We start from the raw sequence: 13,998 nt of genomic DNA, 5'->3' as shown, positions 1-13,998 counted from the left end.
CGCGTTGACGCCCAACAGACCAAGCCATGGCGGCTGCGGTCAACGCGGTCCAATTGGCAGGCAGCATCGACGCACTGCACGAGGCGCGCACAGCACTCGCCCAAGTGGAGGAAGCCGAAGGCCGCAAACTGGCAGCGCTCTTACCACCGACTGCTGTCGCCGAAGCGCATCAGAAACTGCACGCTGCCTTGACCTTCATGGGGTCCTACACCCGCGCGATGGACATCTCGACGCCGCCGAAGGCAGACGAATGTGGGTACGCGAAACCGCATTTGCCTTTGGCCAAAGACAATGTGAACATGACTATCCGGTCAAGGCGCGACGAATTCACGAAGCTGGCAACGAGCGGCTACCAAGTCGGCAGCTTCATACCCGCGGCGGCCGCACTGCCACCGCCTGAGCAGAATCGTCGCGGGGACAACGGAAAGGTGCTCATCCAGTCCGGTCCCCGTGGCGGCGGCAAGCTGACAATCAAGAACAAGCGAGCGAACGACGTCGTCGTTTCCGTTGTGACTGGAGGAGATCCAGCCGCACCGCAGGCGATGATCTATGTCCAGGCGTCGGGCGAGGCGAAGCTGACCGGGCTTTCCGGCACGTACACGGTGTACTACGAGCGCGGCGAGGACTGGGACGCTCACCGGAAGAGTTTCACCAGGAACTGCACGTACAAGAAATGGGCAAGGAGCTTCGACAAGAATGCGGATTGGGAGATCACATTCGGCGTGCCGGGCGGCAACACCACGCCTACCGACGTGCCGCCGTTCTAATCCGTCTTGAGCACTCCGACGGCACCTCGTGCGACCTGAGCCCAGGTCAGCCTCCCAAAAAGGTAGTGGCATGCGACCTGTTCGTTCGTGAACCGAGCCCAGTCGTAGCGGTTGCCCTGCTCGCGCCAGAAAACTTCCCAGCTGACCGTGCCGTGCTCGTCGGGTTCGTCCGACCGGATGAGGCACCACGCGTTGTCGGCCTCGGTGCCGACCGACACGAGTTCCTCCGGAATGCCGACGGCGCCGAGCCACCCGACAATCGACTCAGCCTTCATTGACTGTCTCCTCCGCGACGTAGCCGAGCGCGATCAGGTCGAGCGCCGGATGAGTGGTCCGATACCGCACGCCACCGCCGATCTGGCCGAACCAGGCGGCGGAAACGCCACGCCACACCGGAAGCGGCTTGAGCACGCGGTACCTGCGGTACTCGGCGTTGACGTGTGACGGCGGCAGCGAGCGTTGGGCGAACAGGGTGTCCGCGGCAGCGAACACGCGGCCGTCGGGCGTGCCGAACCGGTCGATGACCGTGCCGGGGGCGAGAACTTCGGGTTCACCTGGGGCCGTGGCGCCTTCCGGGAAGAGTTCGCTGGGCGGCCAGGCGTACTCGGTGTCCAAAGTGTCCCGTCCGGTGCCCTCGCGGACGACGAACCGGCGCGCCCAGTCCCGTTCGTGTTGTCCGGCAAGGGGATCGTGGTCGCTGATGATTTCGTCGGCGGGTGCGGGCGGTCCGGATGTGACTGCGTCGACGCCGTCGATGGCCCATGACAACGCTTCCGTGTCGTCGATGAGGTCGGCTTGCGGGTGGTCGTGCGGCTCGAAGCGCATTCCGGCGGCGTAGTCGAATTCCGCTGGCGGCGGTGGAAGCTGGCGGCTCGGCCGGTCGGCGGCGACGGGCATGTGTCCAATGGGGAACATCCGGACGAGCCAGAGCGCGATCACCGATTCCCGGTCCTGCTCCTGGCTTTGCGGCTGATAGGACGCTGGCGCCGCGGCAGCCATCATCGCGTGTTGTGGCGCCTGGCGGATGGGATCTGCCGTGACAGCGAATGGGACTGGGCCACGTACTGCCTGTTGCTGGGCGGGCTGAGGGGGCGGCGCTACGGGTGCTGCTGCCTGTGGTGGTGGCGGGGCTTGGAGTGGCGGCGGCGTTGCGCCGCCACCGCCGACGAACTGCGACGCGGGCGCAGGCTGGTTGGGCGCAGGCTGAGCCGCGATCGCGGGTGCCTGTTGTGCTGGCGCTTGTTGTGGCGCTGGGGCGTCGAGTACGGCTGAGGCTCCCGCGAGTTGGACGTGGTCAGGTCGCGGGATGCCGACCGCGGGCGTTGGCGCGTCGCTGCCGCCGATAGGCAGGGGCCCGGTCACGGGTTCCATTGGGGTTGGCGTCCCCGGTGGTGGCATGGGTCCTCCGGCGCCCAGGCCGGAATGGCCAGTGCCTGGGCCGAAATCGCCAGGTCCATGCTGGCCTGGCGGGAGGACGGGCTGGCCGGTCATTGGTGGCAGCTGGCCAGGGTTCGTGGAAGGCCCGCCTGGTCCGTGGCCGCCGGGATCCATCACGGGCGGGAGCGCGCCGGGGCCATGCCCGCCAGGATTCGCCACGCCAGCCACGGCGTCGACCACAGGGTTCGCGACGCCCGGCACTACACCGGCCGCCGGACTCGCCACTCCCGACACCGCATCGGTCACAGCCGGAAGCACACCCGACCCGTGCCCGCCAGGATTCGCCATGCCAGTCACCGCGTCGATCGCCGCTGGAAGCACACCTGGCCCGTAGCCACCGGGATACGCGGCTCCCGCAGCCAGATTCGCCACTGGCGCAAGCACATTCTGCCTGTGGCCACCGACAACCGGCTCGACCGTTTCCATCGCGACGCCTGCCGCTGGCCGCACCGCCGTGACCAAAGTGGACTGAACGTTCGCGATGTTCGCCGCGACGCCCTTGATCGCGGTATCCAGCCCCAGCAAAGCCGTGTGGTCGCCTGCTTGTGCCGCGCCTTCGGCGACGTTGATGTTCTTGGCCAATGGCGTCAGTTCACGAACAATCGCCAGTTTGGCCTGGCTGATCTGGTTGGCCGCGTGGTCCAGTTTGTCCGCGTTTGCCATGCAGCCCTTGGCAATCCGGGTCAAATGGCCCGTGTCTGGTTGCACGAACGTGCCCCAGTGCCGTCGTGCCGCGTCCGCGCTGGCACCTTCGGTTGTGCTCAAAGCCGCGCGTGCGGTGGTGTCGGCTTCGCTGATCAGGGTGGTGATCTTCTGGCCGGTGTCGCGCCAGGCTTGCGCGACTTCGCGCATCTTGTCCTCGTCCGCGGCCGGCCATTTGACGCCGGTTCTCGCGGCGACGTCAGCCAGTTCCGAGGGAAGCTCGATGCCCATGTCAGGCCTTGCCGTAGCCGTCGGCGACGGACTTGTCCACGTCGCGGTAGGCCTGTGCCATCGCTTTGAGCCGGTCGCCCATGTCGCGGACCTGCGCGGGCGCCGCGTCGAGACGGGTGCGTGTGTCGCCTGCCGGTCCGGCGTAGATCTTCGCGAAGCTTTGGCCCACTTCGTCTCTCCCCCATGGCTGGCCGAGTGAGTCGAGGGTGCGGTTCAGCTCGCCCGCGATGGTCGCGACCCGGTCGGCAAGGCCGCCGAACTCGCCAGCGTGCCTGCTCAGCCGCTCGTGGTCGGTGAGGAAACCGTCCTTCACACCGACCTCCTGGGGTTGTCCATCCAGCTCACGTCTTCGTAGCTGTCCTCGTCAACAGGTCGCTTGGGCGTCAGCTCGGCCTCCGTGAGGTCGGCGCGGCCAGCCAGCAACGCGGCTGGATCGGTCTGCACGGGAAGCAACGGGCTCACGGTCCGATTGGCGGTCTCGGAAGCCTTGGTCACGGCTGCCGCGACCGTCCGGAGCACGAGTTTTGCCAGGTCGGACGGGCGGTGCCGGATGTAGGCGTCGTCGGAGAAGGTCAGGTCGGTGAGCGTGCCGCGGCCGCCAACCGTGGCGACGACCGTGCCGTCGGAGCTGGCTGCGGACTCGTTGATGGCCGCGAGCGTCTGCTGCATCGACGCGAGCTGGTCGCGGCTGCGCCGATAGTCGGCTACGAGCTCCTCCACCTGGGCCCGATGATCGGAAGCCACGGCCACCTCCGGTTAGCGCCTATGTGCCCGGTCACGCGTTGGACGCGCGACGCCGCGATCCGGTTCCGACGGTTTTACGGACCAGCGCGCGCCGCGAGGCTAGAAGACCTCGTGAGTGGTTAGCCGTGTTAGAACACGCATAACCACTCACGAGGGGGTTTCAGCCGCGGAGGGCCTGGACGACCCGGGACGGGCTCGGCCTGCCCAACTGGGTTGCCATCCACGCGCTCGTGTCGGCGAGTTTGTTGAGGTCGACGCCGTGCGAGAGGCCGAGGCCGTCCAGCATCCAGACCAAGTCCTCGGTCGCCAGGTTGCCCGTTGCCGATTCGGCGTACGGGCAGCCGCCAAGGCCACCGGCCGACGCGTCCACGGTGGACACTCCACACTGGAGTGCCGCGAGGGTGTTGGCGAGCGCTTGTCCGTACGTGTCATGGAAATGCACGGCCAAGGCGTCCGGTGCGTCGAAGGCTCGGATGATCGCTTCGACCTGACCTGGCGTGGCGACGCCGATGGTGTCGCCCAACGACAGCTGCGAGCAGCCCATGTCGAGCAGGCGACGGCCGACCGTGACGACCTGGTCGATCGGCACCGGGCCTTCCCACGGGTCGCCGAAGACCATCGACACGTAGCCGCGGACGTCCATGCCAGCCGCCCGCGCCCGGCTGACCACCGAGTCGAACATCTCGAACTGGCTGTCCAGCGTCCGGTTCAGGTTCTTGCGCGCGAAGGTTTCCGTTGCGCTCGCGAAGATCGCGATGTGCGTGACACCGGCTTCCAGCGCACGGTCGAGCCCTCGGTCGTTCGGCACGAGCACGGGATAGCGCACACCGTCCCGTTTGGACAGTCCGGCGAGCAGATCCGACGCGTCGGCCAGTTGTGGCACCCATTTCGGGTGGACGAAACTGGTCGCCTCGATCGTGCGCAGGCCCGCGTCGGCGAGCCGGTCGATGAACTCCAGCTTCACCCCGAGGTCCACAATGGACTTCTCGTTCTGCAGCCCGTCGCGCGGGCCGACCTCCCAGATGGTGATGTCCGCTGGCAGATCGGCGCGCGACTTGACCTTGTCCGGCAGTCCCTCGGCGGCCACTCAGCGACCTTGGGCCGGGGGTTGTTCCTGCGTCGGCTGGACGAAGTCGTCCTCAGGGTTGTCGTTGATCTCCCGGTACAGCAACGAATGCACCTTCTCGACCTGCGGGATGTCGTCGAACTCGAGCGGCTCCTCGCTCGACGACTCGATGATCAGCGTCCCACAGCCGACGATCCGGTCGATCAGGCCGTGCTCGAAGCGGACACTGCTGATCCGGGAGAGCGGGATGTCGATCCCGGTCCGCTTGATCACGCCTTCCCGCGCCATCACCCGATCGGTGGTGACGATGAAGTGCGTGGTCCGCCACCGCACGAACGGCGCGAGGAACAGCCACACGATCAGGAGCAACGCCACGGCGCCGATCAGGATGAACGCGATCGTGCTCCACGACAGGTCCTGCGCGAGGATGGCGAGCCAGATCCCCACTCCCAGGGTGACGATCAACACGATGTACGGCACCAGCAGCATCTTCCAGTGCGGGTGCTTGTGGATCACGACACGCTCGTTCGCACTGAGCAGGTCGTCTGGATAGGCCACGGTGTCCTCCCGTACCTGACGATGACGCGCCTACCGTACCTGCGCCCGGCCCGGTCAACGTCAAGGATGGCGGATGTCGCCCTAAGTGGCGGTACGCAAGTGCACGACGTCACCCGCCGGGACCGGCCGATCGCGCCCGTCGGCATCCCTGACCACGAGTGTCCCGTCCGCTTCCAGGTAGCGCGCGGTCCCTTCGAACGAGCCGTCGATCAGGTCGACGCGGACTTCCTGGCCGAGGGTCTCGCAGCGTTCGCGGTACTCCTCGTGCAGGCCGCTGGCGACCGCGTCACCACCGGCCGCGCGCCATGGCGCTTCCCACTTGTCCAGTTCGAGCAGCAGCCGGTTCGCCAGCTCGGTCAGGTCGAGTTCGTCCGCGCCTTCCTCGACGAGTGACGTCGGCGCGAGGCCACCGGGCGCCAGTTCGGCCTGCACCGGTTGCACGTTCAACCCGATGCCGAGCACGACGCCCTGTTCGGTAGTCGTGGCCAGGACACCGGCGCCTTTCTTACGACCGGGACCCAGCAGCAGGTCGTTCGGCCATTTCAAGACCGCCTCGACGCCCGTCGACCGAGCGACGTTGACCAGCGCGACCCCGGCGAGCAGCGTCAACCACGGCCAACGATGCGCTGGCACGCCCGTCGGCACGTAATAGATGCTGACGTACAGACCGCCTGGCGGCGAGGTCCACGACCGCGCGCGACGGCCCTCACCTGCGGTTTGTTGCCGCGCGATGAGCACTGTCCGGTCCGGCGGCCGCATGCGCTCCAGGTCGGCGTTCGTCGAGGTGGTGCTGTCGACGACCGTAATGGCCGCGTACGGGCCGTTTGGCTGTTCGAGGTCCACCTCCGAAACATTAAGGGGTGACGTGAGCCTCGTCAGGAAACCGCTGTGGCGCGCGCGTGGCTAGGCTGCCGAGCCATGAGCAGTGCGTCACAACCCCTCGGGCCGCCACCCGGTGCAGACACGTCCGCCGACATCCACACCACGGCGGGGAAGCTGGCGGATCTCTACCGCCGCAACGACGAGGCCGTGCACGCAGGCTCGGCCCGAGCGGTGGAGAAACAGCACGCCAAGGGCAAGAAAACCGCCCGTGAGCGAATCGACCAGCTACTGGATCCCGGCTCGTTCGTTGAGCTGGACGAGCTGGCCCGGCACAGGTCCACGAATTTCGGGCTGGAACGCAACCGTCCGTACGGCGACGGGGTGGTGACCGGTTACGGCACTGTCGACGGCCGCTCGGTGTGCGTGTTCAGCCAGGACGTGACGGTCTTTGGCGGCGCGCTCGGCGAGGTATACGGCGAGAAGATCGTCAAGGTGATGGACCTGGCGATCAAGACAGGCCGCCCGATCATCGGCATCAACGAAGGTGGCGGCGCGCGGATCCAGGAAGGCGTCGTCTCGCTGGGGCTGTACGGCGAGATCTTCATGCGGAACACGCGGGCTTCGGGCGTGATCCCGCAGATCTCGCTGATCATGGGGGCCAATGCGGGCGGGCACGTGTACTCGCCCGCATTGACGGACTTCGTCGTGATGGTCGACCAGACCTCGCAGATGTTCATCACCGGACCGGACGTGGTGAAAACCGTGACCGGCGAAGAGGTGACTTTCGAGGAGCTCGGCGGGGCCCGGACGCACAACACGAAGTCCGGGAACGCGCATTACCTAGCGTCTGACGAAGATGACGCCATTGCGTACGTGAAGGACCTGCTTTCGTACCTGCCTTCGAACAATCTGTCGGACCCGCCAGTGTTTCCCAGCGAGGACACCGGGGACGGTTCAATCGCGGATGCTTTGGTGGATTCGGACCGCGAGCTGGACACGTTGATCCCAGACTCGCCGAACCAGCCGTATGACATGCACGAAGTGATCACCCGGGTGCTCGACGACGGCGAGTTCCTTGAGGTGCACGAGCTTTTCGCGCCGAACATCCTGGTCGGTTTCGGGCGAGTTGAAGGGCGCGCGGTCGGCGTGGTCGCCAACCAGCCGACCCAGTTCGCTGGCTGCTTGGACATTGACGCGTCGGAAAAGGCCGCTCGGTTCGTCCGGACTTGCGATGCTTTCAACGTGCCGGTGCTGACTTTTGTTGACGTGCCCGGGTTCTTGCCTGGTACGGATCAGGAGTGGAACGGCATCATCCGGCGCGGCGCAAAGCTTATCTATGCTTACGCCGAGGCTACCGTGCCCAAAGTGACTGTCATTACGCGCAAGGCTTTCGGTGGGGCGTATGACGTTATGGGCTCGAAGCACCTCGGCGCGGACATGAACCTCGCTTGGCCTACCGCGCAGATCGCGGTTATGGGTGCGCAGGGTGCCGCGAACATCGTGCATCGGAAGACTCTTGCCAAGGCCGCCGACGACGGCAAGGACGTCGAGGCATTGCGCGCGGAACTCGTGCAGGAGTACGAGGACACGTTGCTCAACCCGTATGCGGCCGCTGAGCGCGGGTATGTGGATTCGGTGATTCCGCCTTCCTATACGCGCGGGTATGTGGCGCGGTCGCTGCGAATGTTGCGCGACAAACGGGAGACTTTGCCGGTGAAGAAGCACGGGAACATTCCGCTGTGAGCGCCGAGGAACAGCGGCCGCTGCTGCGGATCGTCCGCGGCACGCCGGACGACATTGAGCTTGCCGCGTTGACGGCTGTGGTGGCTTCGTTGCCAGGTTCTCCGTCTGCAGAGCCTTCGGAGCCACCGTCAGGATGGAGCGACCGGGCTCGTCTGCTCGGCGCTCCTTTGCGGCATGGGCCGGGAGCGTGGCGCGCCTCCGGCTTCCCGCGCTGAACCGCAACAGCAATTCCCCAGGGGGACCCCTGATTTTTAGATTACTCCAGGGGTCCGACAGTTCAAGGTTCCCGCTGGTCAGGGCCTACCGCCACGCGCCCTCTGCCGCGGCACGGGCGACATACGTGTCGAAGTCGATAGGCTCGCGGCCAAGCACGCGCTGAACCCCATCAGCGGGAACCGTGTACAACCCAGCCTTCATCCCGTCGTACAAGGCATTCAGCTCGGCCGCGACCTCCTCCGAAGCCCCCTCCGCAAGCAGCGAAGCCCGGTACTCCGCAGCCGTAACCTCCACGAACTCCATGGAACGCCCAGTCGCCGCGCCAATCTTCGCCACAGCGTCAGCGAAAGTGATCCCACGAGGGCCGGACAGGTCGTACACCTGACCATGATGCCCGTCGGACGTCAGCAAAACCGCTGCCACGTCAGCAATATCCTGGGCGTCGATGAACGGCTCCGGGGTCGCATCCATTGGCAGCCCCAAGGAACCCGCGCGCAACGCAGAAGCCCAGATGTCCGAAGCCGAGAAGTTCTGGTTGAAGTTGTTCGGGCGAATGATTGTCCACTCCGCACCCGAATCCCGCGCGGCTTCCTCCGCAGCCGTCATCCCCAGGAAGTATCCGGGGAACTGGTCGATCGCGCGCCCCGACAAAGCCACGAAGCGCGTAACACCGGCCTGCACGGCCTGCTTCACGAACACCGAAGCAGCCGCAGGATCCTGCGGAGCCAACAAATACACCGCACGAACCCCAGCCAGCGCAGGCTCCCAAGTGGACGGCAAGGACCAGTCGAACGGCACCGAACCCGACCGGGACGCAGCCCGCACTTGTGAACCACCCGCGACCAAGGTCCGCACCAAACGGCTTCCGGTCTTACCTGTCGCCCCAAGGACCAAAATCGTCATGCCCCAAGGAAACAACTTCAGCCCCCACCAAACCATGCGGCGGAGTACACGGCACATGTCCAAAAGTCCGTAAACTGCAGGCATGGATCCGGTTGACGAGCTACTGCGCGGTGTCCGGTCGACGAACACCGGCCGCAAGCACCTCACCGGCACAATGCGGTTCACTGGCGAACTCACCTTGCTCGCGTCCCTCCAAGGCGAAGTCCACCTCGAAGACAACCACCTGAACACCCACGACCTGGCAATCGTGAGTGGCCCATTCGAGGCAAAGTCGACCGGAGCCGAGGTGCTCGTCGGCACGTATCACGCGCCCCAAGGCCTGACAAAACTCCTGCCGCCCATCCTCATCCACCACGAATGCGAAGCCCCCAGCTACGAACCAGGCAGCGAACTCGTCCAGAACCGCCTGGTCGAATGGCTGCTGGTATGCACGCTGCGCGCCTGGTTCGACCAGCAAAAAGTGCCACCTGGCTGGGACGACGCCACGGTCGGCCCCGTCCTCAAAGCCATGCACGCGGCGCCAGCCGAGCCATGGACGCTGGCGAAGTTGGCAGGTGAAGCAGGAGTGTCCCGCACGACTCTGGCCAACAGGTTCGTCAAGGTCATGGGCAAGCCGCCCCTCACGTACCTCACCGACTGGCGGATGTCCCTGGCCGCTGATCTGCTCGCCGGATCCACCGCGACCGTCGGATCTGTGGCGCGCAAGGTTGGGTACGCGGACGCTTTCGGCTTCAGCGCTGCCTTCAAACGGGTCTATGGCGTCAGTCCGACCGAGTGCCGCAAATCCTGTTAACTGGGAATCCGTTGCCACCTTCGGCCCTGACAATCCCGCTGACCGGCGTTTTAGCGTTCCGGCATGGCGATTCGTGGCTGGCTGACCGGTAGTTTGCTGGCGCTGTTCTCAAGCGTGGTCGTGCTGCCCGCCGAGGCGGCGGAACCGGCTTTCGTTGTCCAGGATGGTGTCACGCAGCCGATCCATGCCGACGCCATCCGGGAGAGCACGTGGGTCGATATCGGGTTGGACCTGGACAACAACGGCGTCGGCGATCGGGTTGCCGTCGACATCGTCCGGCCCGCCACGACTGACCGGGTGCCGGTGATCATCGACGCCAGTCCGTACTACTCGACCAATGGTCGCGGGAACGAGAGCGAGCGCAAGTCGTACGACGCGAGCGGCGTTCCCGTGAAGTTCCCCTTGTTCTACGACAACTACTTCGTGCCCCGGGGTTATGCCGTCGCGTTGGTGGACTTCAGCGGTTCCAACCGGTCGACCGGGTGCATGGATACCGGTGGACGGTCGGAGATCGCGTCGGGCAAGGCCGTGATCGATTGGCTCAACGGCCGCGCGACTGGGTATTCAGCCGCGTCCGGTGGTTCCACCAAAACGGCGTCGTGGTCGACGGGCGCCGCGGCGATGATCGGCAAGTCATGGGACGGCAGCATCACCCACGGTGTTGCCGCGACCGGTGTCGACGGGCTGCGCACGATCGTGCCGATCTCGGCGATCAGCTCGTGGTACGACTGGTTCCGCTCGGATGGCGTGTCGCTGCGGGGTTTCGGAACGCCGACGAGCCTGGCTTCCGGGTTCGAGAACGCCAACGCGCGCTCGCGTTGTGGGGCTGTGCGGACAGAAATGACCAACGGCGCGCCAGCCAATGGCGATTTCACCGCGATGTGGCAGCAGCGTGATTTCGTGCGCAATGCCAGTCAGGTCAGGGCTGCTGTCTTCTCGGTGAACGGTCGCGCCGACCTGAACGTCAAGCCGATCAACTGGGGTCAGTGGCTCGACGCGCTGCCCGCTTCGACGCCGCGCAAGCTGTGGCTGTCGCAGACCGGGCACATCGACCCGTTCGATTTCCGCCGGGCCGAATGGGTCAGCACACTGCACCGCTGGTTCGACCGCTGGCTGCTGAACATCCAGAACGGCATTGAGAACGAGCCACAGGTGTCCGTCGAACGCGGCGTGAACCAGTGGTCCGACTCGGCAACGTGGCCGCCTTCAGGCCTGAGCAACCAAAAACTCTATCCAGTCGCCGGGTCGGTCGCCGGTGTCGGCACGTTGCGCACGACCCCTGGCACGTCGACTTCTTCCTTCACGGACAACGGTTCCGGAACTCCGACGTCCTACATCGCTTCGCCGAACGCCACTTCGGCGCGTCGCGTGCTGTACAGCATGGGGCCGTTCAGCACGGACGTGCGGCTTGCTGGAATTTCCCGGCTGACCGTTGCCGTCACGCCATCCACGTCAACCGCACATCTGTCGGCATTCCTTGTCGATTACGGCCCCGCGACGATCCGCAGCACGACCGGCGAGGGAATCCGGACCTTGACCAACGAAACCTGCTGGGGCGAGAACCGGACCGGCGATGACGCCTGCTACAAGGAAACCGAAGCGACAACGTCTACTGTGGACGCCACGATCATCGCGCGCGGCTGGGCCGATCTCGCCAACCACCAGTCCCTCAGCACGCCACGCACGCTGACGCCGAACACCAAGTACACGATGACATTCCGGCTTTCCGCAGCCGACTACGTCGTGCCACGCAACCACCGGCTCGCGCTGGTGATCGCCGGGACTGACAGTTCGATGACCACGAGCCCGTCGCAGTTGCCGCGCGTCACCGTCGACCTGGCTGGAACCTCCATCCAGCTGCCGGTTGTCGGCCCGCTGCCACAGGCGGCAACCGGCACGTCAGCGCAAGCCACAAGGGTGCAGCAGGACATCGTTCCCGGCCAGTTGGACGGGAGTCGCTAATTTTCGCCAGTTTCAACGAAGTAACACTTTCGGCGCTGCCACAGGTCAGGGTGCGCGGCTTAGCGTCACCCGCATGTCAATTCGTGGGGTGTTGATCGGTGGCTTAGTCGGGCTGCTGTCTGGTGCGGTGGTTGTGCCCGCCCAGGCAGCAGAGCCGGCGTATACCGTGAAAAACGGTGTTACCCAGCCTGTTCATTCCTACCAGGATGCGATCCGGGAGACGGTCTGGGTCGACATTGGGCTGGACCTCGACCGCAACGGCGTCGGTGACCGGGTGGCGGCCGACATCATCAGACCGGCCACCCGCGGCAAGGTGCCGGTGATCATCGACGCCAGTCCGTACTACGCGACCGCGGGGCGTGGCAACGAAGCCGAGCGCAAGATTTACGACGCCAACGGCGTGCCCGTGAAGTTCCCGCTGTTCTACGACAACTACTTCGTCCCGCGCGGGTACGCGGTTGCCATGATCGACTTCAGTGGCACCAACCGGTCCACTGGCTGCTTGGACACCGGCGGGCGTTCGGAAGTCGCGTCGGGCAAGGCCGTGATCGACTGGCTCAACGGCCGCGCCACGGGATACTCGGCGGCGGCTGGCGGCTCGGCTGTCAAGGCCTCGTGGACGACCGGCGCCGCCGCGATGATCGGCAAGTCCTGGGATGGCAGCGTTGCCCAGGGTGTCGCTTCGACCGGCGTCGAGGGCTTGCGCACGATCGTGCCGGTCGAGGCGATCAGCTCGTGGTACGACTGGTTCCGGTCCGACGGAGTGTCCTTCGACGGCTGGGGCACGCCGACGGCCCTGGGCAGCAACTTCGAGAACGCCAATGCCAAGGCCAGTTGCGAAGCCGTGCGTACCGAGATGACCACGGGTGCGCCCGCCAACGGCGACTACACACCCATGTGGCAGCAACGGGATTACGTGCGCAACGCCAGCAAGGTCAAGGCCGCGGTGTTCTCGATCAACGGGCGCGCTGACCTGAACGTCAAGCCGATCAACTGGGGTCAGTGGCTGGAGGCGCTGCCGCGGTCCACGCCACGCAAGCTCTGGCTGTCGCAGACCGGTCACGTCGACCCGTTCGATTTCCGCAGGCCGGAATGGGTTCGGACGCTGCACCGCTGGTTTGACCGCTGGCTGCACAACGTTCGCAACGGTATCGAGCACGAGCCGCAGGTCGCGGTGGAAAGTGGCGTGAACCAGTGGACCGAGTACCCGGTCTGGCCCGCGCCCGCGCTGCCGGTCCGGCTGCACCCGGTCGCCGGATCCACGCCGGGCGTCGGCAAGCTCAGCTTCTTCGGTGGATCGTCGACTGAGTCCTTCACCGACCCTGGCACGACGACTCCCGAGTCGGCTATCAGCACGCCGAACGCGACCTCTGGCGAGCGTGTTCTCTACAGCACCGGCGAGCTGACCCATGACGTCCGGCTCGCGGGAATTCCGCGGGTCACTGTCAGCGCAACGCCGTCGACGCCGACCGCACACCTGACCGCGTTCCTGGTCGACTACGGCCCGGCGACTATTCGTAGCCGGACGGGCGAAGGAATCCGGACGCTGACCAACGAAACCTGCTGGGGCGAGAACCGGCCCGGCGATGACCCCTGCTACAAGGAAACCGAAGCGACTGTGTCCAATGTGGATGCGACGATTGTCGCGCGTGGCTGGGCGGATCTGGCCAACTACAAGTCGCTCAGTGCCGAGCAGCCGCTGACGCCTGGCCAGAAGTACTCGATGACCTTCCGACTGTCCACGGCTGACTATGTTGTTCCGAAGGGTCACCGGCTGGCGCTGGTGATCGCGGGCTCGGACACCAGCATGGTCCTGTCCCCGGCACAGCTGCCCGGCGTGTCCGTACATCTGGCCGAGACCTCGGTTCAGCTGCCGGTCGCGGGCATCTTCGGTGGCGCGTCGATCGCCGAGACGCAGCAGGCGCCGCAGGCCTCGCGTGTCCAGCAGGACATCACGCCAGGACGGCTGGACGGCTGAAAACCCCTCGTGAGTGGTTATCCGTGTTAGAACGCGGATAACCACTCACGAGGAACAGCCTGCGGTTTTGCGTTCT

At 65.7% G+C, this 13,998-nt stretch carries 14 protein-coding genes; 6 read left to right on the top strand and 8 right to left on the bottom strand.

Annotated features, from left to right (window positions below; translation table 11 throughout):
* Positions 1-26: 26 nt before the first annotated feature.
* A complete protein-coding gene (locus LWC34_RS24755) occupies positions 27-767 on the top strand; it encodes a hypothetical protein (RefSeq protein WP_233727532.1) in 741 nt (246 codons plus the stop codon).
* Here the strand turns inward: LWC34_RS24755 and LWC34_RS24750 are convergent.
* The 7 genes from LWC34_RS24750 to LWC34_RS24720 form a co-directional block, all read right to left on the bottom strand.
* Positions 764-1,042 (bottom strand): hypothetical protein, encoded by a 279-nt coding sequence (locus tag LWC34_RS24750; protein ID WP_233727531.1) that lies wholly within the window; start codon positions 1,040-1,042, stop codon positions 764-766. The two genes, LWC34_RS24755 and LWC34_RS24750, sit on opposite strands and share 4 nt — an antisense overlap.
* A complete protein-coding gene (locus LWC34_RS24745; protein ID WP_233727530.1) occupies positions 1,032-3,137 on the bottom strand; it encodes a TNT domain-containing protein in 2,106 nt (701 codons plus the stop codon). The genes LWC34_RS24750 and LWC34_RS24745 overlap by 11 nt, the downstream gene beginning before the upstream one ends.
* A gap of 1 nt (position 3,138) precedes the next feature.
* Entirely contained in the window at positions 3,139-3,450 is a 312-nt protein-coding gene (locus LWC34_RS24740) for a WXG100 family type VII secretion target (protein ID WP_233727529.1), read from the bottom strand.
* A complete protein-coding gene (locus LWC34_RS24735; protein WP_233727528.1) occupies positions 3,447-3,881 on the bottom strand; it encodes a YbaB/EbfC family nucleoid-associated protein in 435 nt (144 codons plus the stop codon). The genes LWC34_RS24740 and LWC34_RS24735 overlap by 4 nt, the downstream gene beginning before the upstream one ends.
* A gap of 160 nt (positions 3,882-4,041) precedes the next feature.
* Positions 4,042-4,968 carry a hydroxymethylglutaryl-CoA lyase gene (locus LWC34_RS24730; RefSeq protein ID WP_233727527.1) on the bottom strand — a complete coding sequence of 309 codons (927 nt, stop codon included), beginning with the start codon at positions 4,966-4,968 and terminating at the stop codon, positions 4,042-4,044.
* Positions 4,969-5,505 carry a PH domain-containing protein gene (locus LWC34_RS24725; RefSeq protein WP_233727526.1) on the bottom strand — a complete coding sequence of 179 codons (537 nt, stop codon included), beginning with the start codon at positions 5,503-5,505 and terminating at the stop codon, positions 4,969-4,971.
* 81 nt (positions 5,506-5,586) lie between these two features.
* Positions 5,587-6,348, bottom strand: coding sequence for a biotin--[acetyl-CoA-carboxylase] ligase (locus LWC34_RS24720; protein ID WP_233727525.1), 762 nt, complete (start codon positions 6,346-6,348; stop codon positions 5,587-5,589).
* Between the two features lie 75 nt (positions 6,349-6,423).
* Here LWC34_RS24720 and LWC34_RS24715 point away from each other — a divergent pair, with 75 nt between their 5' ends.
* Positions 6,424-8,070, top strand: coding sequence for an acyl-CoA carboxylase subunit beta (locus LWC34_RS24715; protein ID WP_233727524.1), 1,647 nt, complete (start codon positions 6,424-6,426; stop codon positions 8,068-8,070).
* Positions 8,067-8,285, top strand: a complete 219-nt coding sequence (locus LWC34_RS24710) for an acyl-CoA carboxylase subunit epsilon (RefSeq protein ID WP_233727523.1) — start codon at positions 8,067-8,069, stop codon at positions 8,283-8,285. Before LWC34_RS24715 ends, LWC34_RS24710 begins: the two co-directional genes overlap by 4 nt.
* An 85-nt stretch (positions 8,286-8,370) precedes the next feature.
* On the opposite strand, the gene LWC34_RS24705 is transcribed toward LWC34_RS24710, so the two are convergent.
* On the bottom strand, positions 8,371-9,189 hold the full coding sequence (locus tag LWC34_RS24705; protein WP_233727522.1) for an NAD(P)H-binding protein: 819 nt from the start codon (positions 9,187-9,189) through the stop codon (positions 8,371-8,373).
* An 82-nt stretch (positions 9,190-9,271) separates the two neighbouring features.
* Here LWC34_RS24705 and LWC34_RS24700 point away from each other — a divergent pair, with 82 nt between their 5' ends.
* The 3 genes from LWC34_RS24700 to LWC34_RS24690 all read left to right on the top strand — a co-directional run bounded on the left by LWC34_RS24700 (position 9,272) and on the right by LWC34_RS24690 (position 13,922).
* Positions 9,272-9,982, top strand: coding sequence for a helix-turn-helix transcriptional regulator (locus LWC34_RS24700; RefSeq protein WP_233727521.1), 711 nt, complete (start codon positions 9,272-9,274; stop codon positions 9,980-9,982).
* A gap of 63 nt (positions 9,983-10,045) precedes the next feature.
* Positions 10,046-11,944, top strand: a complete 1,899-nt coding sequence (locus tag LWC34_RS24695; protein ID WP_233727520.1) for a Xaa-Pro dipeptidyl-peptidase — start codon at positions 10,046-10,048, stop codon at positions 11,942-11,944.
* Between the two features lie 73 nt (positions 11,945-12,017).
* Positions 12,018-13,922, top strand: a complete 1,905-nt coding sequence (locus LWC34_RS24690) for a Xaa-Pro dipeptidyl-peptidase (RefSeq protein ID WP_233727519.1) — start codon at positions 12,018-12,020, stop codon at positions 13,920-13,922.
* Positions 13,923-13,998: the final 76 nt, after the last annotated feature.

It is taken from the genome of Kibdelosporangium philippinense, assembly GCF_021390435.2.
GTDB classification, from domain to species: domain Bacteria; phylum Actinomycetota; class Actinomycetes; order Mycobacteriales; family Pseudonocardiaceae; genus Kibdelosporangium; species Kibdelosporangium philippinense.
This window is presented reverse-complemented; position numbering and strand designations above follow the sequence as displayed.